The following is a 23,877-nucleotide window of genomic DNA, read 5'->3' on the forward strand; positions in this document are numbered from 1 at the left end:
AACGGCCCAGCATACCTTGCTGGGCCGCTGAGGGTTAAAGGCTTAGTTCAGGCGGTCGCCGAACTTCTTGATGGCCTTGTCGATCTTCTTGGAAGCTTCAGCCTGAAGCTTCTCGGCGCGCTTGGTTGCCTTCTTAACTGCGCGCTTATTGGACTTGGTGTCTACCTTGGCTAGAGCATCGTCAGCCCGGGACTGTGCCTTCGTAGCAGCCTTGACAGCGCTCTTGCGTGCCAGCTTGGCGTTGTCCTGAGCTGCAGACAGCCAGTCATCCTTGTTGTCATCGATGAAGTTACGAGCCTGCTCGGCGCTGTCCTCGATGAAAGAGCGAGCAGTGTCTACGAGACCCTTGCCGGTCGCTTGCCAGTCATCCTTGTTGTCATCGACGTATTCCTTGGCGCCCTCGAACCAGTCGGTGGCCTTGGAGGAGAAGTCATCCGCGCGGTCAGAGATGCTGTCAGCGAACTTCTGCTGCTCGGACTTGGTGGGCAGAGCCTGCTGAATCTTCTTGTTGGTGCGCTCCGCAGTCTTGGATGCGCGCCAGCGCAGGGAAGGCTTACCCTCGGTGTCCTGGGTCGCGATAAAGAGCGCGCCTAGCAGAGCGGTGTTGGTGAGGAAACCGTTGCGGCGGTCATTTTTCTCCTCGGTGGTCTCAGCCTCCCAGAAAGCGTTACGGCCAAGCAGATTAGGCAGCGTAGACAATGCGAGAACTGCGGCGGAGGTGCGCGGTGCTTTGCCCAGTGCAAGCGTGGAACCGGCGCCGACCTTGAGGCCGCCGATTGCGCGCGCTGCGAGCTCAGGGTCATTGGGAATGTAACCGGCGTACTGGACTGGAACGACCTTACGCAGACGGTTGAGCACGGACTCCGTTTCCGCTACGTGGTCGGAAGCGTTACGGAGAGTATCGACACCGTCCCATACGAAAACCGAAGCCAGCATCGGGCGGGCAAACTTACGAATCATTACGTGCTCCATTCATTGAGTAAATTAATGTGCGTTAAACCAGTGTACGGAAAAATGCCGGCCCGCGGGGCGAGTCGAGCGCCCCTACTCGCCCCCGAGAGAGGAAGAATTTGGTGTCTACCAGCGGCGTTCCCACCACTCGTCGAGTTTCGGCCGTTCCTCACCAAGAGTTGTAGATTTGCCGTGGCCTGGTCGGACAATCGCTGAATCCGGATAGACGTCGAAGATGCGCTCGCTGACGTCTTTGTACAGCCTGACGAAGTCTCCCTCTGAGGTGGTCTTTCCTACGCCACCTGGGAAGAGTGAATCGCCGACAAACAAGTTCGTCGTGCCATCGATATCCACGGCAATCGCGGCCCCGCCTGGGGTGTGGCCACGCAGGATGATTGCAGGAAACTCGCGGCCGGCGAATGGAACTGTGTCCCCCTGGCGCAGATCGACGTCGACCGGTGCGGGCAATGCAGGGGAGTCCAGGAAGGAAGCATAGTGGGTGGCCCCGGTGGCCTCGATGATGTCTTTTGTTGCCCGCACGTGGTCCCAGTGGCGGTGGGTCGTCAGCAAAGCGGTGATCTTCACACCCTGTTCTGCAGCCAGTTGGAGGATTGCCGGCGCATCATCCGCGGCATCGACAAGCAGTGCTTCATCACCGCAACAAATCAGGTAGCAGTTGTTGTCCATGTCGGAGACGGAAATACTGTGAAGGGAAAGCGTGTTATTCATGTGTCCAACCCTACGGGTAGATTCTTAGAGAGACATTTTCTACTGGCCTCGCTGACCCCACAGCGCGGGCCGATAAGAGGAGGCACACATAGTGGCTGATCGTTTGGTCGTACGTGGAGCTCGCGAGCACAACCTCAAAGGCGTCGATATCGACCTGCCACGTGACAAAATGGTGGTTTTCACTGGCTTGTCGGGTTCTGGCAAGTCATCGCTGGCCTTTGACACCATTTTCGCGGAGGGCCAGCGGCGCTACGTGGAGTCGTTGAGCTCTTATGCTCGCATGTTCTTGGGCCAGATGGACAAGCCGGACGTGGACTTTATCGATGGACTTTCGCCGGCGGTGTCCATCGACCAGAAATCGACGAACCACAACCCCCGTTCGACTGTGGGCACCATCACGGAGATCTACGATTATCTGCGTTTGCTGTTTTCGCGTGCTGGCACCCCGCATTGCCCGGAATGCGATGCAGTGATCGAGCGGCAGACGCCGCAGCAGATTGTGGATGCTGTTCTTGAGCTGGAAGAAAAGCTGAAGTTCCAGGTTCTCGCGCCGGTGGTGCGCAAACGCAAGGGTGAGTTCGTTGATCTCTTCGCGGATCTCGCATCGCAGGGTTACTCCCGCGTGCGCGTCGACGGCGAGGTTTACCAGCTTACCGAGCCGCCAACGCTGAAAAAGCAGATCAAGCACGACATCGACGTCGTTGTTGACCGCCTCCAGGTCAAGGCTTCCCAAAAGCAACGTTTGACTGACTCTGTGGAGACCGCTTTGCGCCTGGCTGACGGTTTGGTGACGCTCGACTTCATCGATAACCCGGAGCTTACTCGCACCTACTCCGAAAAAGCCGCTTGTCCGAATGGCCACGCGCTGACCATCGAGGAATACGAGCCGCGCGCGTTCTCCTTCAACGCACCCTTTGGTTCCTGCCCGGTCTGTGATGGTCTCGGTACCCGTCTCGAAGTTGATGTGGACCTGCTCATACCAGATCCAGATGCTCCCGCAGTCGACGCCATTCAGCCGTGGCACTCGAGTCCGAACTCGCGCTACTTCGTCAAGCTCGTCGAGGGCCTGGCTAAGACCATGGGCTTCGACCCGAAGACCCCGGTTTCCGAGCTGACCAAGGAGCAGCGTGACGCCCTCATCTACGGCACGGACATTGAGGTCAATGTTCGCTACAAGAATCGTTACGGCCGCCAGCGCAATTGGAATGCGCCTTTCGAGGGCGCCATTGGCTTCTTGGAGCGCAAGCTGGAGCAAGCAGACTCCGACTCGCAGAAGGATCGCCTGCTTCAGTACACGCGCCGCGTGGCGTGCAACGCGTGTAAAGGCACTCGTCTGCGTCCGGAGATCCTCGCCGTGCGCCTTGAGTCCACTGCTCACGGCGAAAAGTCCATCGCGGGTTTGTCCGCGTTGTCCATTGAAAGCGCTGCAGAATTCCTGGATTCACTAGTCTTGGGTCACCGCGAGGAAATTATTGCCGGCGCTGTGCTCAAGGAGATCCAAGCCCGCCTGCGTTTTTTGCTCGACGTGGGCGTGAACTACCTGACCTTGGACCGCGGCGCTTCGACGTTGTCGGGTGGCGAGGCGCAGCGTATTCGCTTGGCTACTCAGATTGGTTCGGGCTTGGCGGGCGTCCTGTACGTCCTCGACGAGCCGTCGATCGGCCTGCACCAGCGCGATAACCAGCGCCTCATCACTACGTTGAAGCGTCTGCGCGATATCGGCAACACCCTCATCGTTGTCGAGCACGACGAAGATACGATCCGCGAAGCGGACTGGCTTGTCGACGTCGGGCCTCGCGCCGGCGAGTATGGCGGCGAGGTGGTCTATCAAGGTGAGCCAGAGGGAATCCTCGAAGTTGAGGAGTCGCTGACGGGTCAATACTTGGCCGGTAATCGCGTCTTGGCCGTGCCGGATTCGCGCCGCGAGATCGATAAGGACCGAACCCTCAAGGTTGTCGGCGCGCGTGAGAACAACCTCAAGGGCATCGACGTCGAGATTCCACTGGGCGTCCTGGTGTGTATCACCGGTGTTTCAGGCTCCGGTAAGTCGACGGTGGTCAACCAGATTCTGGCGAAGACTCTGGCCAATAAGCTCAACCGCGCTCGCCAGGTTCCGGGACGCGCCAAGCGAGTAGAGGGCGTCGAGCACTTGGACAAGCTCGTGCAGGTGGACCAAAGCCCAATTGGCCGTACCCCACGTTCTAATCCCGCGACCTACACTGGTGTCTTCGACAAGATCCGCAACCTCTTCGCCGAGACACAAGAGGCGAAGGTTCGCGGCTATAAACCTGGCCGTTTCTCTTTCAACGTCAAGGGCGGTCGCTGTGAGGCGTGTCAAGGTGACGGCACCTTGAAGATCGAGATGAACTTCCTGCCGGACGTTTATGTCCCGTGTGAGGTTTGCCAGGGCGCTCGCTACAACCGTGAGACGCTTGAGGTTCTCTACAAGGGCAAGAACATCGCGGAGGTTCTTGACATGCCGATCTCCGAGGCAGCGGAGTTCTTTGAGCCGATTACCTCGATCCATCGTTACCTCGCCACGCTTGTCGACGTCGGACTGGGCTATGTTCGCTTGGGCCAAGCGGCAACCACGCTTTCTGGTGGTGAGGCTCAGCGCGTGAAGCTGGCATCTGAGCTGCAGAAGCGAACCAATGGTCGTACCGTGTACATCCTCGATGAGCCGACGACTGGACTGCACTTCGAGGACATTCGAAAGCTGATGCTCGTCATCCAGGGGCTCGTTGATAAGGGCAACTCGGTGCTCATCATTGAACACAACCTCGATGTAATCAAGGCAGCTGACTGGATTGTCGACATGGGTCCGGAAGGTGGCGATGGTGGAGGAACCGTTGTTGCGCAAGGTACTCCCGAGGATGTTGCAAAGGTGAAAGGCTCTTATACCGGCCAGTACCTCAAGGAGCTGTTGTAAGAGGCGGCTGCGCCCTAGACAAGGCTAGAATCTTTCGATTGAAGCACGTGAGATCCTTCCAGCTGATTACATCAGCGCTGGTTATCTTCGGATTATCAGGAGCAGTGGGCGGTTGTGACAATGTCCAATCGGCTCCTGAAGGTGACGCTCAGAGTCAAGCCGCGCAATCTGCGGAGGCTTTAGCTGGTGTGCTTAAAGATCGGAGCGCTGAGGAAGATTCGCTGCGTCTAGCTGGAGAACTGGATCGCGTGATTCGCCGTGTGGAAAAGCGCTACGGTGTCGAAGCAGGTGTTGCTATTGATGCTCAGTCTGGATCCGTCCAGCGTGGTCTGAAGGGCGAGGAGCCGACCTGGTCCACAATCAAAGTGCCGATTGCGATTGCAGCGGCGGAGGTCGGCGCGGATGAGCAGATGATAGATCTGGCAATCGAACAATCTGACAATGACGCCGCATATGCGTTGTGGACCCAGGTGCAATGGGAAACCGGTGACGCGAATGGCGCGGTTTCAGACCTGCTCGACGAATACGACGCACCAGCTAAAGTAGAGGACTCCTTTGGCTACTCCACATGGACGCTGAAAAATCAGGCTGCATTTGGGGCTTCACTTCCGTGCGTCGCTCATGCCCGCCATGTATATGATGCGATGGCCAATCTCATCGTCTACCACGGCAACGGGCTCTCCGCACTGCCCGATACGCGTGCAAAGGGCGGATGGGGTCTGTCTGAGATTGATGGAATGTATGCCCACCGGCAGTTCGGCGTGCGCAGCACCAAAGGCGCCGAGCCGCAGAGCGTTGGGCTAGCAATCGAAGTTGTGATGCCGGGGGATGATTTCAGCGATGCTGAGCCGGCTCTCAATGCGCTAGCGAAGGGCGTCGACAAGCTTGTGGAGCAAGCCATCGCAGATGGGGCCATAAAACCCTATGTAGGGTGCAGGCGGATCTAAGCAAGTTGTGGATGCAGTCAAAAAGTGTGGGCGCGTTGCGATTTGGATTTTGTATGAGCTGGTGTTAAGGTAATCAGCACTACCGCCCGTAGGGCCTTCTCCAGGAGGTCTCGGGTCACAAGCGGAGTTTCTCCCACCTGAAGCCGCGAAGTTCTTTGACTTCGTAGGATAAAGGTAAAAGGGTTGAGGTTAATACCTTAACGTTTTTATGAGAGCTCCCGGCTGCTTCTGGCAGACCGGGATTTCGTTTGTGGTCTCGGTAGGCACATCACTAACCCCCTAATCGAGGAGAACCACAATCAGCGCTGAAGCTCGCATTAATGAGCGCATCCGAGTACCCGAGGTCCGTCTTGTTGGCCCCGGTGGTGAACAGGTGGGCATTGTCCGTACTGATGATGCTCGCAAGCTTGCATACGAAGCAGATCTTGACTTGGTCGAGGTGGCACCTAATGCAAAGCCGCCAGTAGCCAAGATCATGGACCACGGCAAATTTAAGTATGAGCAGGCTCAGAAGGCTCGCGAAGCCCGTAAGAACCAACAGCAGACTGTGGTTAAGGAACAGAAGTTCCGTCCGAAGATCGATGATCACGATTATGAAACCAAGAAGGGCAATGTGGTGCGCTTCCTGGAGAAGGGTTCCAAGGTCAAGGTAACCATCATGTTCCGTGGCCGCGAGCAGTCGCGTCCGGAACTTGGTTTCCGCCTGCTGGAGCGCCTCGCCGAGGATGTCGCCGAGTACGGCATCGTCGAGTCTCGCCCCAAGCAGGATGGTCGCAACATGACCATGGTTTTGGGACCCGTCCGCAAGGGCAAGAAGTAGACCAAGCTCCACTTAGGATTTAAGGACTTAATTCTCATGAAGCAGAAGACCCACAAGGGCACCGCCAAGCGCGTCAAGGTGACCGGTTCCGGCAAGCTGCGCCGTGAGCAGGCTGGCCGCCGCCACCTGCTGGAGGGCAAGCCATCCAAGCAGACCCGTCGTCTCAAGGGCACCAAGGACGTTGCACCTTCCGACGTCAAGCGCGTCAAGCGCCTGCTCGGCCGCTCCTAATTAGCGCCGAATCAACCCACTTACTAAACCCACAAAAGATTAAGGAAGTATTACTGTGGCACGAGTAAAGCGCTCAGTTAACGCCAAGAAGAAGCGCCGCGCGATTCTGAAGTCCGCTAAGGGCTACCGCGGCCAGCGCTCCCGCCTCTACCGTAAGGCCAAGGAGCAGTGGCTGCACTCCATGACTTACGCTTACCGCGACCGTCGTGCTCGTAAGTCTGAGTTCCGCAAGCTGTGGATCCAGCGCATCAACGCTGCTGCCCGCATGAACGACATCACCTACAACCGTCTCATCCACGGCCTGCGCTTGGCTGAGATCGAGGTTGACCGCAAGATCCTCGCTGAGCTTGCTGTAAACGACTTCGAGGCATTCTCCGCACTGTGCGAGGCTGCAAAGGCTGCACTGCCAGAGGACGTCAACGCTCCGAAGGCCGCCTAAGAACCGATACTTAAGGTTCTTTATCGAGCTTTATGCTCGTCAATCCCTCCACCTGAGTCCATGCGAACAGGTGGAGGGATTCGCCGTTTTATGGTGACAGTGCGGAAATGTCGCTGCGATTTTCTTAAACCGGCGGATAATCAAATTCCCATTGGTTGGGGATGATTCCCCAATTGATTCTTTCTTTTATGTGCCGAGTGATTTGTCGTGTTACCTTGACTGTGATGTTCAGCGCAGGGGCGCTGAACTTTTTTCTTAAATCTTGTCCATTTTCAGGAGCACTTTTATGACCTACCCAAACAATGGTTTTCAGCAAGGCAATGCTGGTGGCCAGCCGGTAAACCCATTTGGCCAGCCACAGGGTAACAATGTTCCAGCGCAGTTCCAGGGCGGACAACCGCAATATGGCCAGGGCTATTCTGCGCCGCAGCAATTTAGCCAACCGCAATACGGGCAGGCCTACCCAATGCAACAGCAGTATGCCGTTGTAGCTGAGCAGAAGTCCTGGGTGGCTGCATGGCTGCTCGCCTTTTTCTTCGGCTACCTCGGCGCGCACAACTTCTACCTGGGGAACACCGGGCGCGCGCTCGGCCAGTTGTTGGGCTTCATCTTCGGTTGCATCACCGTGTTTGTGCTCATTGGCTTCTTTGTAGTTGGTTTCATCTCATTGTGGGCGTTCGTTGAGTTCATCATGATTCTGGCCGGCGTCGGCGGATTCGACCGTGATGCGCAAGGCGTTCCGCTGCGTAAGTAGTCTTAAGTAGTCTGTCGACCTTCACCCTCCATCTTTCGGGCAATGCGAGATGGAGGGTTTGTGCATTGAAAGCCTTGTCCGGGTGAAAGGGCTCAAGGTGATTGGCCTTGCAGGGGAGGGGGAGGTTCTAAGCGCTAAACCTGGCTAGTAAGGTGGTGGCCATGAACCTCGACTTTGAGAGTGCCTTTACAGAGCGCACGCCGCGCATCGTCAATGCCTCCAAACTGCACCGTGCAGCGGCCCGCAAAAAGGCGAATCAATTCATCATTGAGGGCGAAAACGCAGTCGACGTCGCAGTATCTACCGGCGCCGCCACTGACGTATTCGTGACCGAGAAGGCTGCGGAACGCTTCCAAGACATCGTCACTGCGTGTGGCTATATGGATGTCTACGTCCATCCAATCACCGACAAAGCCGCACGCCATCTCTCTGATACCGCAACCACAACCGGTCTTTTTGCACTCTGCAAGCCTGTTCTTTGGTCGGCCGGAAAGATTCTCAACGGCAAGCCAAATCTAGTATCTGTGCCAGTCCTTACCTCGGAGCCTGGCAATGCTGGAACGCTCATCCGTACTTCGGACGCTATGGGCGCCGACGGCGTCATCTTTGCAGGCGAGACAGTCGATCCTCTGGGCTGCAAAGTGGCGCGTGCCTCGGCTGGGTCACTGTTTCATATTCCCGTAGCGCGCGATCCGAACATCAAGGATGTGCTTGGGCAGCTGCGGAAGTCAGGCATGCAGATTCTGGCGACTGCCGCTGATGGGGAAGTAGATCTTGCCGAGGCCGATCTCAGCCAACCCACCGCCTGGTTGTTCGGTAACGAAGCCCATGGACTAGGGGAGTTGCAAGAAGAAGCGGACATGCGCGTGCGCATTCCGATCCTCGGCCGCGCGGAGTCGCTCAACCTTGCCACGGCAGCCTCAATTTGTTTGTATGAATCTGCCAAAGCGTTGAATCGCTCCTAAAAATTGTTTGGCATGTCACAATCCGAACGGAAAAGTGGTGGCTAACGAACGGGAACGTTTGGCTTATGGCTATTCCTTTCCACATTGTGTCGGTGCCTTCCGTCTTTCTCGCGAAGACGCAGCTTGGCCACGCCCTGGACGTCGAGTCGCCAGCGCACCAACTGGTGACGGTGGAACTGGAACCCGATGACGGGCATAACTGCCCCTCACCCTGTCTCCTTTTCAGGGGTCATGCCCGTTGAGTGGACCCGTTCGATCAACTAGGAAACGTTAGCGGGGCTTAGTGGAGCGGCGCCCCGCTGCGTAGAGGGCTAGTGAACTGCGCTAAGATAACGGGCGTTAGTTTTTCTCGCTAGAAGAAGGTACTTAAGGCACGTGTCCGATACACCTCAGATCGAATTGACCGAAGCCGCCCTGGGCGCGGCTGCCGACGACGCAATCACCGCGTTCGAAGCAGCTACCACGCTCGATGAGCTGACGGTGGCTCGCCGTGAGCACCTCGGTGAGCAGGGCTATATCCCACAAGCTCGCACGATGCTCGGCAGCCTGCCTAAGGATCAGCGCAAGGACGCTGGCCGTAACGTCAACATGGCGCGCGGTCGCGTCGAGAAGCGCTACGCGGAGATTCAGGCTGTTCTTGAGGCGGAGGCTCGTGCGGCTCAGCTCGCTGCCGAGACCGTCGACGTCACCATCCCCACCACCCGCGCCCAGACCGGTGCTCTTCACCCAATTACGGCATTGTCCGAGCGCATCGCCGACATCTTCGTCGGCATGGGCTGGGAAATCGCCGATGGTCCTGAGGTCGAGGCGGAGTACTTCAACTTTGATGCGTTGAACTTCAAGCCGGATCACCCAGCACGTACCCTGCAAGACACCTTCCATGTCTCTACTGAAGGCTCGAAGCAGGTGTTGCGTACCCACACTTCTCCTGTACAGGTACGCACCATGCTGGACCGCGATGTTCCGCTCTACATTGCTTGCCCAGGTCGTGTGTTCCGTACCGACGAACTCGACGCTACGCACACCCCAGTATTCCATCAGGTTGAGGGACTCGCAGTGGACAAGGGCCTGACTATGGCTCATCTGCGCGGCACCCTGGACCACTTGGCCAAGGTCTTGTTCGGCCCTGAGACCAAGACCCGCATGCGCACCAACTACTTCCCGTTCACCGAGCCTTCTGCTGAGGTCGACGTTTGGTTCCCAAACAAGAAGGGCGGCGCCGGCTGGATCGAGTGGGGCGGCTGCGGCATGGTCAACCCGAACGTCCTCCGCGCAGTGGGCGTTGACCCAGAGGAGTACACCGGCTTTGCATTCGGCATGGGCCTCGAGCGCACCTTGCAGTTCCGCAATGGCCTTACCGACATGCGAGACATGGTCGAGGGCGACGTTCGCTTCACCCTGCCGTTCGGCGTCCAGGCATAACCGTTTACCCCGCAATTAGGAAGGAATTTAGACACAATGCTTATTTCCCAGAGCTGGGTAACCAGGTTGCTTGGCGCGAAAAACCCCGGCTGGTCCGTCACTCCGGAAGAACTCGACGCTGGTTTCGTTCGCGTCGGCTTTGAGACCGAGGGCTACGAGGGCCTGCCAGAAATCACCGGCCCGCTGGTCATCGGCAAGGTGGAGGAAATCGAGGAGCTCACCCAATTTAAAAAGCCCATTCGTTACTGCCAGGTCAACGTCGGTGACGCAAACGGCACCGGTGAGCTGCAAGGTATCATCTGCGGCGCTCGCAACTTCCATCTCGGCGATCACGTCGTTGTGGCGCTGCCGGGTGCCGAGTTGCCGGGTGGATTCAAGATTGCTGCCCGCGAGACCTACGATCACATCTCCAACGGCATGCTGTGCTCCGCCGCGGAGCTTGGCTTCGCTGAGAAGTCTGATGGCATCATCACCTTGGGCGAGGAGTACGGCCAGTACATCGGTCAGGATGCTCGCAAGCTCATCGCCTTGGCTGACACCGTATTCGACGTCAACATCACCCCGGACCGTGGCTACGCGCTCTCGGCACGTGGCCTGACTCGCGAGATTGCTTCGGCTTTCAACCTCGAATTTGCTGACGTTGCGCAGGACCCGTCCGTTGCAGGCATCGATGTTTCTGGTGTTCCCACACCGGAGGGGGGCCTCATCAACATTGACCTGCGTGAGGAGACCAAGGCCCAGCGCTTTGGTTTGCGCAAGGTTTCCGGCATCGACCCGAATGCTCGCACTCCATTCTGGATGGAACGCGAGCTCATGCTGTCCGGCCAGCGTGCCGTCAACCCGGCTACCGACGTCACCAACTACGTGATGCTGCTGCTGGGCGCTCCTATGCACGCGTTCGACGCCAACCTCGTTAAGGGTGGCTTGGTAGTGCGCAATGCGGAAGAGGGAGAGAAGTTCGAGACCTTGGACCACGTCAAGCGCACCCTTTCCGCCGGCGACGTCGTCATCTGCGATGACAATGGCATCCAGTCCATGGCTGGTGTCATGGGTGGTACGTCCACTGAAATCATCGACGAGACCACTGATGTGTACTTCGAGTCCGCTATTTGGGACCCAATTACGGTTGCGCGTACCTCTCGCCGCCACAAGCTTTCCTCGGAGGCCTCCCGCCGCTTCGAGCGCGGCGTAGACCCAGCCATCGTCGAGGTTGCGCTCGACGTTGCTTGCGCTTTGCTCGTCGAGATTGCTGGCGGCACCATCGAGTCCGGCCGTACCCTTGTGGGCGACGTCGCCAAGCCGCAGCAGATCACCATGCGGGCTAGCAAGCCAAGCGAATACGCGGGCGTGGAGTATTCCCGCGAGACTATCGTGCAGCGTCTGCGCGAGGTGGGCTGCGCCGTGGAAGAGCAGGGGGAGAACCTGCTGGTCACCCCAGCTACCTGGCGTACCGACATCACCATGGATGTCGACCTGATTGAGGAAGTCCTGCGTCTCGAGGGCCTCGAGGACATTCCGACGATTCTTCCGACCCCAGTCGGCGGTCGCGGACTCACCCCGGCTCAGAAGCGTCGCCGCGCCATCGGTCATGGCTTGGCCTATGCCGGTTACGCCGAGGTTCTGCCTTCTCCGTTCATCGCCAACGACACGTTTGACGTATGGGGATTGGACGCGGACGACGACCGCCGCCGCACTGTTTCCGTGCAGAACCCGCTGGAGTCTGACAAGGCCATCTTGAGCACGACCCTGCTGCCGAACATGCTAGAAGCCATCGGTCGTAACGTCGCACGTGGCCGTGCAGATCTGGCACTGTTTGGTCTGCAGCAGGTCTCCTTCAAGCGCGCGGATTCTTCGCCGATGCCGTCCGTTGAGCAGCGTCCAGCAGACGATGTGGTCAAGGAACTGTGCGAATCCCTCCCAGAGCAGCCGCTCCATGTCGCGACCGTAGCTACCGGCAACATCGAGCATGAAGGCCCGTGGGGCGAGGGTCGTGCCTTTACCTACGCCGATGCTATTGAGTCTGCTCGTCAGGTTGCTCGTGCGGCTGGCGTCGAGATCGAGCTGGAGGCTGCCGAGGAGCTGCCTTGGCACCCGGGCCGTTGCGCTGCGGTGAAGGCAGTCGTCGACGGTGAGTCCATCATCGTTGGCTACGCAGGCGAGCTGCACCCACAGGTTCTCGAGGCGCTGAACCTTCCCGCACGCACGTGCGCAATGGAAATCGATGTCACTGCGTTGCCGACCGACGAGCTTTTCCCAGCACCGGTCTTGTCTGCCTTCCCAGCACTGCATCAGGACATCGCGCTCATCGTCGATGAGTCCACGCCTGCTGAAGAGGTGCGCAAGGTCGTCGAAGAGGGTGCCGGCGAGCTTCTCGAGGCAGTAGAGCTTTTCGACGTCTTCCGTGGTGAGCAGCTTGGCGCGGATAAGAAGTCTTTGGCGTTCAAGCTCATCTTCCGGGCAGATGACCGCACTCTTACTGACGAGGAAGCTAACGAGCACCGCCTCGCAGCGGCCGAGCTGGTCAAGCAACGCCTCGGCGCGGAGATGCGCGCTTAGGAGGCCTGGAACCCCAGCCGCTGAAGTTGCAGTAGAGCTAAGCCTTTCCCTCAAAGTGGATTACTGAGGGAAAGGCTTTCCTAATGCGCTGTGTAAGGCGTCACCGCGCTGCCGCATCCTTGACGGACTGTGTCGTAGGTCATATTCTGGGGATTGTCGGCTAATGCTTCCTTGCGAGGGGTAGGGCAGATTTCATCCCGTGCTTTTTAATGGGAAATTTTCCTGAATAACTTACAGTGTGTTGCATTATTTGCTACGGTGGGCGGCATGACGATTTCAGTAGCAATTGCAGGCGCCACCGGATACGCAGGAGGCGAAATTCTTCGCCTCCTGCTTTCGCATCCTGCGTACTTCGCTCGACAGCTGCAGATAGGCGCGCTGACTGGGCGCTCGAATGCTGGACAAAAGGTCTCCGAACTCATGCCGCATCTGCCGCAGCTGGCAGACCGCATAATTGAAGAAACCACCCCAGAGGTGTTGTCCCAACACGACGTAGTTTTCCTTGCCCTCCCGCATGGCCACTCCGCAGAGATCGGGCGCCAGCTGGGGGAGAAGGTAGTGGTCATCGACTGTGCTGCTGACTTCCGCCTTCGCAACAAGGCCGACTGGGATGAATTTTATGGCGGCCAGTATGCGGGCGCATGGCCCTACGGTATCCCCGAGATTCCCGGAAACCGTGCTTCGCTTAAGGGCTCTAACCGGGTCGCAGTTCCCGGTTGTTTCCCCACCACCATTACCTTGGGGGCGCTTCCCGCTGTTAAGGGAAACCTGATTGAGCCAGACCTCTCCGTCATTGCTATCACCGGCGTATCCGGCGCGGGCAAGAAGGCTTCTGTGGCGCAGCTGGGAGCCGAAACCATGGGCAACGTCAAGGCCTACAAGCCAGGTGGTACCCACCGGCATACCCCTGAAGTGGTGCAGAATCTGCAACCATTTACTGAGGACACAGTCTCGGTGAGCTTTACTCCCGTACTTGCGCCGATGCCACGCGGCATCCTCGCCACCGTAACCGCGCCGTTGCGTGACGGCGTGACCGCCGAGGAAGTCGCGCAGGTGTTCGCAGACTTCTATGCGAACGAACCATTCTGTTACGTCCTTCCCACGGGGCAGCAGCCTGAGACCCAAAATGTCGTGGGCACCAACATGGTGCACATTCAGGCCCATGTGGATAAGCGTGCACGACGTCTCGTTATCACTGCAGCCTTGGACAACCTCTGCAAAGGCACGGCAGGCGCCGCTGTGCAGTGCATGAATCTTGCACTGGGCTGGGATGAGACCGCCGGTTTGCCGCAAGCAGCAGTCGCCCCTTAAGCCCTGCAGGCATACCCACCTCTGGCACCTATCTACTCCAGAATCCACCCCCTATTTTCGTCTCGTATTAAGGACTAATCATGACTTCTTCGGCCACTCAGACCGGCGTTACTGCAGCAGCCGGTTTCCGCGCAGGAGCAACCACAGCGGGTATCAAGCCATCCGGTAAATCAGACATGGCTCTCGTCATCAACGAGGGTCCCAACTTTGACGCGGCAGCGGTGTTTACACGCAATCGCGTGGTGGCCTCCCCAGTTAAGGTCTCGCGGGAAGCTGTAGCCGACGGCGTCTTAAAGGCAGTGCTCTTTAACTCAGGTAACGCCAACGCATGCAACGGCGCCCAGGGCGACCAAGATGCGCGTGCCACTGTGAGCGCCGTCGCCAAGCATCTTGCGCTCGACAGCAGTGACGTAGCCGTGTGTTCGACCGGTCTCATCGGCGAACCTTTGCCTATGGACAAGGTCCTCAAAGGCATTGACGTGGTGGTCGAGTCAATCGGCACCAGTGCTGAGCACTCGAGCGCAGCGGCGACAGCCATCATGACCACGGACACCGTTTCCAAGGAGGCCGTGACTCGTGGCGAGGGATGGGTCCTTGGCGGAATGGGTAAGGGCGTGGGAATGATGGCCCCGTCCCTGGCCACGATGCTGGTGTGCTTGACCACTGACGCGGTGGCCAGCCCGGAGGCTCTGCAGAAGGCCTTGCAGCAAGCCTCCGATCAGACTTTCAACACCTTGGACGTGGACGGTTCCACCTCGACCAATGACACCGTCATCCTGATGGCATCGGGTGCTTCCGGCGTGGAACCCAGCCAAGAAGAGCTCAACGCGGCAGCGTTGGCAGTGTGCGCTGACATCGCGGATCAGCTCCAAGCAGACGCCGAGGGTGTGACTAAGCGCGTGCGCATCACCGTCGAGGGAACCGGCAGCGACGCACAAGCTCTCAACGCTGCGCGTACCTTGGGGCGCGACAACCTGTTCAAGTGCGCTATGTTCGGCTCTGATCCCAACTGGGGCCGCGTGCTCGCAGCGGTGGGAATGGCTGATGCTGACATGGACCCAGACAACATCTCCGTGTACTTCAACGATCAGCCTGTGTGCCTGGCCTCGACCGGTGCGCCGGGTGCTCGTGACGTCGATCTGTCCGGCGCCGGCATCGATGTCCGCGTCGACCTGGGAACAGGCGGACCGGGCAGGGCGTTTGTGCGTACCACCGACTTGTCCCACGCATACGTCGAAATCAACTCCGCATACAGCTCATAAAAGGAAAGCAAGGAAATAGTCATGCTTCAGGGGCTCACGAATCAAGATCGGGCCAACGTCCTGGCCGAGGCGCTGCCCTGGTTGCAGCACTTCCGGGACAAGGTCGTGGTGATCAAGTACGGCGGCAACGCCATGGTGGATGACCGACTCAAGGCGGCGTTTGCGGCCGACATGGTCTTCCTGCGTACGGTTGGCGCAAAGCCCATCGTTGTCCACGGTGGCGGCCCACAGATTAATGAAATGCTCGGCAAACTCGGCATCGAAGGCGAATTTAAGGGCGGCTTCCGCGTTACGACGCCTGAGGTTATGGACGTCGTGCGCATGGTGCTCTTTGGGCAGGTCGGCCGCGGATTGGTCAATCTCATCAACTCGCACGGGCCATATGCAGTGGGAACCTCCGGTGAGGATGCCGGCCTTTTCACCGCCACCAAGCGCTTGGTGGACATTAAAGGCGAGCTCACCGACATCGGCATGGTCGGAGACATCATTGACGTCAACCCGGCAGCGGTGATGGACATCGTCGAATCCGGGCGTATCCCGGTGGTTTCGACCATTGCGCCAGGCGCAGACGGCGCGGTTTATAACATCAATGCGGACACGGCTGCCGGCGCACTCGCCAAGGCAGTGGGTGCAGAGCGCATGGTGATCCTCACCAACGTTGAGGGACTCTACACCGATTGGCCCAGCAGGGACTCGCTGGTGTCGAAGATTGAATGTGGCCAGTTGGAGGCCCTGCTTCCAGGCCTGGACAGCGGCATGATCCCCAAGATGGAATCGTGCCTCAATGCAGTCCGCGGGGGAGTCAGCGCTGCGCACGTTATTGACGGACGCATCGCACACGCAGTTCTCCTCGAGCTGCTGACCATGGGTGGTATCGGAACGATGGTGCTGCCTGACAACTACAAGCGGGAAGACTACCCAGCGGGCACCGTCTTCAGGAAGGACGACAACGCATGAGTAACCTAACAGAGAAGTGGGGCCAGGTCATCACCAACACCTACGGAACCCCGCCGGTGGCGTTCGTATCCGGCAAGGGCGCTACCCTCACCGACGAAGAGGGCAAAACCTACATCGACATGCTCGCTGGCATCGCAGTGAACTCGTTGGGGTACGGGCACCCAGCGGTAGTGCAGGCAGTCAGCGAACAGGTGGCCAAGGTTGGCCACGTGTCCAACCTCTTTGCAAGCGAGCCAGTGGTGAATGCGGCAGGCAAGCTCATTGAACGCATCGGTGACAGGGATGCCCGCGTTTTCTTCTGCAATTCCGGCGCGGAAGCAAACGAGGCGGCATTCAAGCTTGCACGCTTGACCGGCCGCCGCCGGATTCTCGCCGCGCACCACGGTTTCCACGGCCGCACCATGGGTTCTTTGGCCATGACTGGGCAGCCGAGTAAGCGCAATGCCTTCGAGCCATTCCCCGGCGGGGTGGAGTTCTACACCTACGGCGACATCGACTACCTGCGCACTTTGGTGGAACAGGATCCGCAAGATACTGCGGCTATCATTCTGGAGCCCATCCAGGGCGAAACCGGAGTGATTCCGGCTCCGGACGGATTCCTCAAGGCTGTGCGCGAGCTATGCGATGAGTACGGCATCCTCATGATGGTTGACGAGGTGCAAACAGGCGTTGCACGGACCGGCGACTTTTTTGCGTTCCAGCATGAGGGCGTGCTTCCCGACGTCGTAACGATGGCGAAGGGTTTGGGTGCTGGCCTTCCTATCGGCGCGACCATCGCTAGGGGAGCTGCCAAGGATCTCTTCCAGCCCGGCAGCCATGGCACGACCTTCGGCGGAAACCCTGTATCCTGCGCTGCAGCGAACGCCGTGCTGGATGAAATTGATTCCGAGTTCCTCACTGAGGTCACCCGCAAGGGCGAAAAACTGGCAAAAGGCGTAGAAAAGTCGGGACTCGTAGACAGCACACGTGGCCGAGGGCTTATGCTTGGTGTTGTATTAAATAAGCCGGTGGCTAAGGAAGTCGTCGCGGAGGGACTCAAACAGGGACTGATTCTGAACGCCCCAAACAAGTCCGTTGTGCGTTTGACCCCGCCTTTGGTCATCAGTGACGAGGAGATCGCTTTGGCACTTGAACGTCTCCTCGCTGTAATGGAGGTATGTGCATGAGTGTGCGGCACTTTCTAGCGGACGATGACTTGTCGCCTGCTGAGCAGGCCGAGGTCCTTGACCTCGCCCTCAAGCTGAAGGCCGAACCATTTTCAGAACGGCCACTCGAAGGCCCTAAATCAGTGGCCGTCTTGTTCGATAAGACTTCAACGCGTACCCGTTTCTCCTTCGAAGCAGGCATTGCCCACTTGGGAGGACATGCCATCGTTACCGAGACCAAGTCCACGCAGATGGGCAAGGGGGAGACGTACCAGGACACCGCAGCAGTGCTCTCGCGTTTTGTGGAGGCAATCGTGTGGCGCACGTATGACCACCAAAACTTCCTCGAGATGGCTGAGACCGCCACGGTTCCCATCGTGAATGCCTTGTCCGACGACCTGCACCCGTGCCAGATCCTGGCGGATTTGCTGACCTGCCGTGAGAACTTCAGCGACCTGAAGGGCCGCAAGGCGGTGTACCTCGGCGACGGCAACAACAACATGGCTAACTCCTACATGCTGGGATTTGCCACCGCTGGCATGGAAGTGGGGATTATCGCGCCGGAGGGATTCCAACCCCAGCAGGAATTCGTCGATCGCGCACGGCAGCGTGGCTCCATCACCGTAACGGACTCGCTCGAGGCTGTGCGCGGCGCAGACGTCGTCATCACGGATACCTGGGTCTCAATGGGGCAGGAGGCTGACGGGCTCGATCGCCGTACGCCTTTTATTCCTTATCAGGTCAATGCCGACGTCATGGCAATGGCTAAGGATGATGCTATTTTCCTGCACTGCTTGCCGGCTTATCGCGGCAGTGAGGTTTCCGCCGAGGTAATCGATGGACCGCAGTCCCGTGTCTTTGACGAGGCGGAGAATCGTCTGCATGCGCAGAAGGCTTTGCTCGTGTGGCTACTCGCTTATAACAAGGAGAACGCTTAAGACATGACCACGACACCAACCACTCGCAATGCTCGCCAGGCCAAGATCCTGGAGATCTTGGACCGCACCAGGGTGACTAGCCAGGTACAGCTTTCTGAGCTGCTCCTCGATGAAGGAATCAACATCACGCAGGCAACGTTGTCCCGCGACCTGGACGAGCTAGGTGCGAAGAAGGTTAAGCGCGATAGCGGCCGCTCCTTCTATATGGTCGGCGGCGAGCTCGAGCAGTTCGAAGACCAAGTGAACGGTCCGCGTGAGAAACTGCGCCGTATGCTTGAAGAGTTGGTTGTTTCCCACGATCACTCCGGAAATATCGCAATGCTGCGTACTCCGGCCGGTGCCGCACAGTACCTCGCTTCGTTCATTGATCGCGTTGGGCTTAGCGACGTCGTTGGCTGTATCGCTGGTGACGACACTATCTTTGTTCTCGCACGCGAAGGAACAACCGGGGAAGAGCTGGCCTTAAAACTTACTTCCCGCGCCATTTAAGTTTTATAGGGTTAGTCGTATAATATTAATTCTACTTCAGTAAAACCCACAGAAATCTACAGAATCACTCGGACGAAGCACTTCGGACGAGTAACCCTCAAGGAGATTCATCATGACTGCACGCGTAGTGCTCGCTTACTCTGGCGGACTGGATACGTCCGTCGCCATTCCATACCTGTCCAAGATGACCGGTGGCGACGTTGTCGCCGTCTCCCTTGACCTCGGTCAGGGCGGCGAGGACATGGAGTCCGTACGCCAGCGTGCACTCGATTGTGGTGCGGTTGAGTCGATCGTCATCGACGCAAAGGACGAGTTTGCCGAGGAGTACTGCCTGCCGACCATCAAGGCAAACGGTATGTACATGAAGCAGTACCCGCTGGTATCTGCAATCTCCCGCCCGCTCATCACCAAGCACCTGGTCAAGGCTGCTCAGGAGCATGGCGGAACCCACGTTTCCCACGGCTGCACCGGTAAGGGCAACGACCAGGTTCGCTTTGAGGTTTCCTTCCGTGCTCTCGATCCTTCCCTGGAAATCATTGCTCCGGCACGTGACTACGCATGGACCCGCGACAAGGCTATCGCCTTCGCTGAGGAGATCAACCTGCCAATCGAGCAGTCCGCATCCTCGCCATTCTCCATCGACCAGAACGTATGGGGCCGTGCAGTGGAGACCGGTTTCCTGGAGGATCTGTGGAACCCGCCGACAAAGGACCTCTACGCCTACACCGAGGACCCAGCACTGGGTAACGCTCCGGATGAGGTTGTCATCTCCTTCGAGAAGGGCAAGCCAGTAGCTATCGACGGCAAGCCAGTCACCGTCCTGCAGGCAATCGAGGAGCTCAACCGCCGTGCAGGTGCACAGGGCATTGGCCGTTTGGACATGGTCGAGGACCGCTTGGTCGGTATTAAGTCCCGCGAGGTTTATGAGGCCCCAGGCGCAATCGTTCTCATCAAGGCACACGAGGCTCTGGAAGACGTCACCGTCGAGCGCGAGCTGGCGCGTTACAAGCGTCTGACTGACGCTCGCTGGGCCGAGGAGGTCTATGACGGTCTCTGGTACTCCCCGCTGAAGCGCTCCTTGGATGCATTCGTCGAGTCCTCCCAGGAGAACGTCTCGGGCGATATCCGCATGGTTCTGCACGCAGGCACCGCTACCGTAAACGGTCGCCGCTCTGGCCAGTCGCTGTACTCCTTCGATCTGGCAACCTACGACACAGGCGATTCCTTCGACCAGACTGCAGCCAAGGGCTTTGTCCAGCTGCACGGCCTGTCCACCCAGATTTCTAACCAGCGTGACCGCGACGGCGGTTTCCCAACCGGAAAGTAAAAATGCACAAGACCAACGAGGGCGCACTGTGGGGTGGCCGCTTCTCCGGCGGCCCTTCCGAGGCGATGTTTGCCCTGTCCGTGTCCACTCACTTCGACTGGGTGCTGGCACCTTACGATGTTCTAGCATCCAAGGCGCACGCCAAGGTTCTGCATAAAGCAGGGCTGCTTTCCGACGCCGACCTTGAGACCATGCTTTCCGGCTTGACCGAGCTGGGGGAGAAGGTGGCCTCCGGTGAGTTCGGCCCGCTGCCGACCGACGAGGATGTGCACGGCGCCATGGAGCGCGGGCTCATTGACATTGTTGGCCCAGAGGTAGGCGGACGTCTGCGTGCTGGTCGTTCCCGTAACGACCAGGTGGCTACGTTGTTCCGGATGTGGGTGCGCGACGCGGTTCGCGACATCGCTATTCAGGTCACCGACCTGGTTGACGCGCTGTCCAAGCAGGCGGCTGTTCACCCGGATGCCATTATGCCGGGCAAGACGCACTCGCAGGCCGCGCAGCCGATTCTTCTCGCGCACCAGTTGCTGGCACATGCCCAGCCGCTGCTTCGCGACGTCGATCGCATCCGCGACCTAGACAAGCGCCTTGCGGTTTCCCCGTATGGCTCGGGCGCCCTCGCTGGTTCCTCGCTGCACCTGGATCCAGAGGCAATCGCAGAGGAACTCGGCTTCGATTCCTCCGCAGAGAACTCTTTGGACGGTACTGCTTCTCGTGACTTCGCTTCTGAGACCGCCTTCGTGTTGGCTCAAATCTCGGTGGACATGTCGCGCCTGGCCGAGGAAATCATCTATTGGTGCACGCCGGAATACGGCTACGTCACCTTGGATGACGCATGGTCAACCGGTTCATCCATCATGCCGCAGAAGAAAAATCCCGACGTCGCCGAGCTGACCCGTGGCAAGACGGGCCGTCTCATCGGCAACCTATCCGGTCTGCTTGCGACGTTGAAGGCACAGCCTTTGGCCTACAACCGCGATCTGCAAGAGGACAAGGAGCCCATCGTCGATTCGGTGGCCGAGCTCAACCTCCTGCTGCCCGCTATGACCGGTCTGGTCTCCACCCTTGTCTTCCACGAAGACCGCATGCGTGAACTTGCTCCGCGTGGCTTCACGCTGGCTACCGATCTAGCTGAGTGGATGGTGCGCCAAGGTGTGCCGTTCCGAGAGGCGCACGAAGCATCCGGTGCCTGCGTTCAGATTGCAGAGAAGCGGGGAGTGGATCTGGTGGATCTCACCGACGAGGAACTCGCCGGCGTCGACAAGCGCCTGCTGCCTGCCGTGCGCGAAGTCCTCACCATTGACGGTGCTGTGGCCTCCCGCTCGACCAAGGGCGGAACCGCCGGAGTGCGCGTTGCCGAACAACGTCAGCGCGTGGACGAGCTTTCCGCGCAGTCCCGCGCGTGGGCTCAGACCCCGGTTATTCCGGCCAACTAGCCTTAACCTTGCCGGCCATCTCGAAATCTTCGGGGATGGTCGGCTTTTCTTTGTTTGTTAGTTACCTCCGAGGTATTCGCGGGCCGACGCCGCTCTCTGTAGTGCGGAGATGTAGGATGAACGCCATGAGTCTTGATCCACAACTGCTAGAGATTTTGGTCTGCCCACAAGACAAGGGCCCGTTGACCTATATCGAGGACAAAGAAGTTCTGGTCAATGAGCGTCTAGGCGTGGCCTATCCCATTGAGGACGGAATCCCAGTGATGCTCGTTGACCATGCGCAGGCTTGGCCTCCGTACTCCGCACACGAGTCCTAATTTTCAAAGCCGCAGCTCCGTGGCAAGTCCTAGTACAAGTTGCACGTGGTTCGTGTTCTTCGAGCACAACCTTCTAATCAAGAAAGTCTTTTATGAATATCATCGATGAGCTGTCTTGGCGCGGCCTCATTAACCAGTCCACCGATCTCGAGGCTCTGCGTGACGAGTGCGAGAAGCCCATCACGCTGTACTGCGGATTCGACCCAACTGGCGACTCACTGCATGCGGGCCACCTGGTGCCGATGATCATGCTGCGCCGTTTCCAGCAATTCGGCCACCGTCCGATCACTGTGGCCGGCGGTGCCACGGGCACCATTGGTGACCCTCGAGACGTGGGGGAGCGTTCCATGCTCAGCATGGAGACCATTGAACAGAATCTGCAGGCAATCCAGAAGCAGCTGCGCCGCTTCGTAGACTTTGAGGGCGACAACCCTGCGATCATGGTCAACAACGCGGATTGGACCATGAACATGTCCGTCATTGAGTTCCTGCGCGACGTGGGAAAGAACTTCTCCCTCAACACAATGTTGGACCGCGACACCGTGAAGCGTCGCCTTGAGTCTGACGGCATCTCTTACACGGAGTTCTCGTACATGCTTCTGCAGTCGAATGACTACGTTCACCTGCACCGCGAATACGACTGTGTGCTGCAAATTGGCGGTGGCGATCAGTGGGGCAACATTGTCTCCGGTGTTGATTTGAACCGTCGTATGGATAACGCCAAGGTTCATGCACTGACCGTGCCTTTGGTAACTGATGCATCGGGCCAGAAGTTCGGTAAGTCCACCGGTGGCGGCAAGCTCTGGCTGGATCCGGAGAAGACCTCTGCTTACTCTTGGTACCAGTACTTCCTTAATGCAGGCGATACTGTGGTCATCGATTACCTGCGGTGGTTTACCTTCCTCACCCAGGAGGAGATCGCAGAATACGAGAAGGCCGTGGCCGAAGAGCCATTCAAGCGCGCTGCTCAACGCCGCTTGGCGCAGGAGATGACGAACCTCGTCCATGGCGAAGACGCCACCAAGGCTGTGGAGCTTGCGGCACAAGCGTTGTTCGGCAAGGCCGAGCTGAGCGACCTGGATGAGAAGACTCTGGCAGGTGCACTCGCTGAAACCACCGTTGCAGAGATAGGTGAGGGCGAGCCGCGTACTGCCGTTGACTTGCTTGTTGCCTCTGGCTTGGCAGATTCCAAGGGTGCTGCACGCCGCACCATCAAGGAAGGCGGCGCATACATCAACAACCAGCGCGTTGAGTCGGAAGACTGGGAGCCATCCTCGGAAGACCTGCTGCACGGTGCTTGGTTGGTGCTGCGCCGCGGAAAGAAGAACTTCGCTGGCGCTCGTCTTGCGTAACGCTCGTTAAGAGGAGTTGAACAACTCCTTCACAGCGTGCGTTGAAAACCGTCCACCATCGGTGGGCGGTTTTCGCTTTTAAGCAGGCGATTTGTCAAGTGTTGTAGCCGTGCGTATATTAATTCGAGTCGCCGCGGCAAGCGGATGACACGGAGATTAACACCGGGTTGACAAGGTCTAAACATGTTGACTAGGATGTGAACTCCAGCCGTTCGAAGGAAAGTGCTTCATAGAAGCAGTTGAATTCGATACGAATGATGTCTGAGAACTCAATAGTGTGCCAATGTACTTTTACTACTTTGTGGTGATCGTGATTGTGCTGACCGGGCTAGGTGTTTGGTTGGTGTGGTGTGTGCCGGATCGGGCCTTTTGGGGCGCGATTGTAAATAATTAAGTTTATTTGTTTGGTATGCATTGTTGAATTGCGTGAATCATTTTTGTGGTTTGACTGCCCCCTTTTTGTGCCCCGTCGGGTTGGGGGTGGTTGTGATTTTTCTTTGTATAGTAATTTTTGGATTTGCCAGCCTTATTAAGAGTCAATGTTGTTGATTATTCAGTGGTGTTGGTTTTGGTTGGTTTGTCTTTTTGTTAGGTTTGGGC

At 58.2% G+C, this 23,877-nt stretch carries 21 protein-coding genes; 19 read left to right on the forward strand and 2 right to left on the reverse strand.

Annotated elements, in window-relative coordinates:
- Nucleotides 1-42 precede the first annotated feature (42 nt).
- Together HMPREF3148_RS09405 and HMPREF3148_RS09410 are read right to left on the reverse strand one after the other, a co-directional pair.
- Nucleotides 43-960, reverse strand: a complete 918-nt coding sequence (locus HMPREF3148_RS09405; protein ID WP_049064270.1) for a DoxX family protein — start codon at nucleotides 958-960, stop codon at nucleotides 43-45.
- Between the two features lie 117 nt (nucleotides 961-1,077).
- Nucleotides 1,078-1,680: an MBL fold metallo-hydrolase gene (locus HMPREF3148_RS09410; RefSeq protein WP_049064267.1), complete on the reverse strand. Its 603-nt coding sequence runs from the start codon at nucleotides 1,678-1,680 to the stop codon at nucleotides 1,078-1,080.
- A 91-nt stretch (nucleotides 1,681-1,771) separates the two neighbouring features.
- On the opposite strand from HMPREF3148_RS09410, the gene uvrA reads away from it, so the two are divergent.
- From uvrA to tyrS, 19 genes are all read left to right on the forward strand, one after another.
- Nucleotides 1,772-4,609 (forward strand): excinuclease ABC subunit UvrA, encoded by a 2,838-nt coding sequence (gene uvrA / locus HMPREF3148_RS09415; RefSeq protein WP_049064265.1) that lies wholly within the window; start codon nucleotides 1,772-1,774, stop codon nucleotides 4,607-4,609.
- A 47-nt stretch (nucleotides 4,610-4,656) separates the two neighbouring features.
- Entirely contained in the window at nucleotides 4,657-5,556 is a 900-nt protein-coding gene (locus HMPREF3148_RS09420; RefSeq protein WP_236081501.1) for a serine hydrolase, read from the forward strand.
- A gap of 298 nt (nucleotides 5,557-5,854) precedes the next feature.
- Entirely contained in the window at nucleotides 5,855-6,376 is a 522-nt protein-coding gene (gene infC / locus HMPREF3148_RS09425; RefSeq protein ID WP_080548604.1) for a translation initiation factor IF-3, read from the forward strand.
- 36 nt (nucleotides 6,377-6,412) lie between these two features.
- Complete coding sequence (gene rpmI, locus HMPREF3148_RS09430) at nucleotides 6,413-6,607, forward strand: 50S ribosomal protein L35 (protein WP_005529328.1); 195 nt, start codon at nucleotides 6,413-6,415, stop codon at nucleotides 6,605-6,607.
- A 55-nt stretch (nucleotides 6,608-6,662) separates the two neighbouring features.
- Nucleotides 6,663-7,046 carry a 50S ribosomal protein L20 gene (rplT, locus tag HMPREF3148_RS09435; protein ID WP_005323264.1) on the forward strand — a complete coding sequence of 128 codons (384 nt, stop codon included), beginning with the start codon at nucleotides 6,663-6,665 and terminating at the stop codon, nucleotides 7,044-7,046.
- A 286-nt stretch (nucleotides 7,047-7,332) separates the two neighbouring features.
- Complete coding sequence (locus HMPREF3148_RS09440; RefSeq protein ID WP_005529330.1) at nucleotides 7,333-7,800, forward strand: TM2 domain-containing protein; 468 nt, start codon at nucleotides 7,333-7,335, stop codon at nucleotides 7,798-7,800.
- Nucleotides 7,801-7,961: 161 nt separating this feature from the next.
- Nucleotides 7,962-8,765 carry a TrmH family RNA methyltransferase gene (locus tag HMPREF3148_RS09445; RefSeq protein WP_070509044.1) on the forward strand — a complete coding sequence of 268 codons (804 nt, stop codon included), beginning with the start codon at nucleotides 7,962-7,964 and terminating at the stop codon, nucleotides 8,763-8,765.
- 375 nt (nucleotides 8,766-9,140) lie between these two features.
- On the forward strand, nucleotides 9,141-10,187 hold the full coding sequence (pheS, locus tag HMPREF3148_RS09450; RefSeq protein ID WP_046646847.1) for a phenylalanine--tRNA ligase subunit alpha: 1,047 nt from the start codon (nucleotides 9,141-9,143) through the stop codon (nucleotides 10,185-10,187).
- Nucleotides 10,188-10,223: 36 nt separating this feature from the next.
- On the forward strand, nucleotides 10,224-12,743 hold the full coding sequence (pheT, locus tag HMPREF3148_RS09455; RefSeq protein WP_049064261.1) for a phenylalanine--tRNA ligase subunit beta: 2,520 nt from the start codon (nucleotides 10,224-10,226) through the stop codon (nucleotides 12,741-12,743).
- A gap of 267 nt (nucleotides 12,744-13,010) precedes the next feature.
- Complete coding sequence (gene argC, locus HMPREF3148_RS09460) at nucleotides 13,011-14,054, forward strand: N-acetyl-gamma-glutamyl-phosphate reductase (RefSeq protein ID WP_049064259.1); 1,044 nt, start codon at nucleotides 13,011-13,013, stop codon at nucleotides 14,052-14,054.
- 80 nt (nucleotides 14,055-14,134) lie between these two features.
- Nucleotides 14,135-15,316, forward strand: coding sequence for a bifunctional glutamate N-acetyltransferase/amino-acid acetyltransferase ArgJ (gene argJ, locus HMPREF3148_RS09465; RefSeq protein WP_049064256.1), 1,182 nt, complete (start codon nucleotides 14,135-14,137; stop codon nucleotides 15,314-15,316).
- Nucleotides 15,317-15,337: 21 nt separating this feature from the next.
- On the forward strand, nucleotides 15,338-16,273 hold the full coding sequence (argB, locus tag HMPREF3148_RS09470) for an acetylglutamate kinase (protein WP_005529348.1): 936 nt from the start codon (nucleotides 15,338-15,340) through the stop codon (nucleotides 16,271-16,273).
- Nucleotides 16,270-17,439 carry an acetylornithine transaminase gene (locus tag HMPREF3148_RS09475; protein ID WP_005529349.1) on the forward strand — a complete coding sequence of 390 codons (1,170 nt, stop codon included), beginning with the start codon at nucleotides 16,270-16,272 and terminating at the stop codon, nucleotides 17,437-17,439. Before argB ends, HMPREF3148_RS09475 begins: the two co-directional genes overlap by 4 nt.
- Nucleotides 17,436-18,356 (forward strand): ornithine carbamoyltransferase, encoded by a 921-nt coding sequence (gene argF, locus HMPREF3148_RS09480; protein ID WP_049064254.1) that lies wholly within the window; start codon nucleotides 17,436-17,438, stop codon nucleotides 18,354-18,356. The genes HMPREF3148_RS09475 and argF overlap by 4 nt, the downstream gene beginning before the upstream one ends.
- 3 nt (nucleotides 18,357-18,359) lie before the next feature.
- On the forward strand, nucleotides 18,360-18,845 hold the full coding sequence (locus tag HMPREF3148_RS09485; protein ID WP_005529353.1) for an arginine repressor: 486 nt from the start codon (nucleotides 18,360-18,362) through the stop codon (nucleotides 18,843-18,845).
- Nucleotides 18,846-18,957: 112 nt separating this feature from the next.
- The gene (locus tag HMPREF3148_RS09490; RefSeq protein ID WP_049064252.1) at nucleotides 18,958-20,172 is read left to right on the forward strand and encodes an argininosuccinate synthase; all 1,215 of its coding nucleotides are present in this window, start codon (nucleotides 18,958-18,960) and stop codon (nucleotides 20,170-20,172) included.
- 2 nt (nucleotides 20,173-20,174) lie between these two features.
- Complete coding sequence (gene argH, locus HMPREF3148_RS09495) at nucleotides 20,175-21,608, forward strand: argininosuccinate lyase (RefSeq protein WP_049158874.1); 1,434 nt, start codon at nucleotides 20,175-20,177, stop codon at nucleotides 21,606-21,608.
- A gap of 116 nt (nucleotides 21,609-21,724) precedes the next feature.
- Nucleotides 21,725-21,925: a Trm112 family protein gene (locus HMPREF3148_RS09500; RefSeq protein WP_005529360.1), complete on the forward strand. Its 201-nt coding sequence runs from the start codon at nucleotides 21,725-21,727 to the stop codon at nucleotides 21,923-21,925.
- Between the two features lie 92 nt (nucleotides 21,926-22,017).
- Nucleotides 22,018-23,277, forward strand: a complete 1,260-nt coding sequence (tyrS, locus tag HMPREF3148_RS09505) for a tyrosine--tRNA ligase (RefSeq protein ID WP_049064248.1) — start codon at nucleotides 22,018-22,020, stop codon at nucleotides 23,275-23,277.
- Nucleotides 23,278-23,877: the final 600 nt, after the last annotated feature.

Source organism: Corynebacterium sp. HMSC05D08 (assembly GCF_001807215.1).
GTDB classification, from domain to species: Bacteria; Actinomycetota; Actinomycetes; order Mycobacteriales; family Mycobacteriaceae; genus Corynebacterium; species Corynebacterium striatum.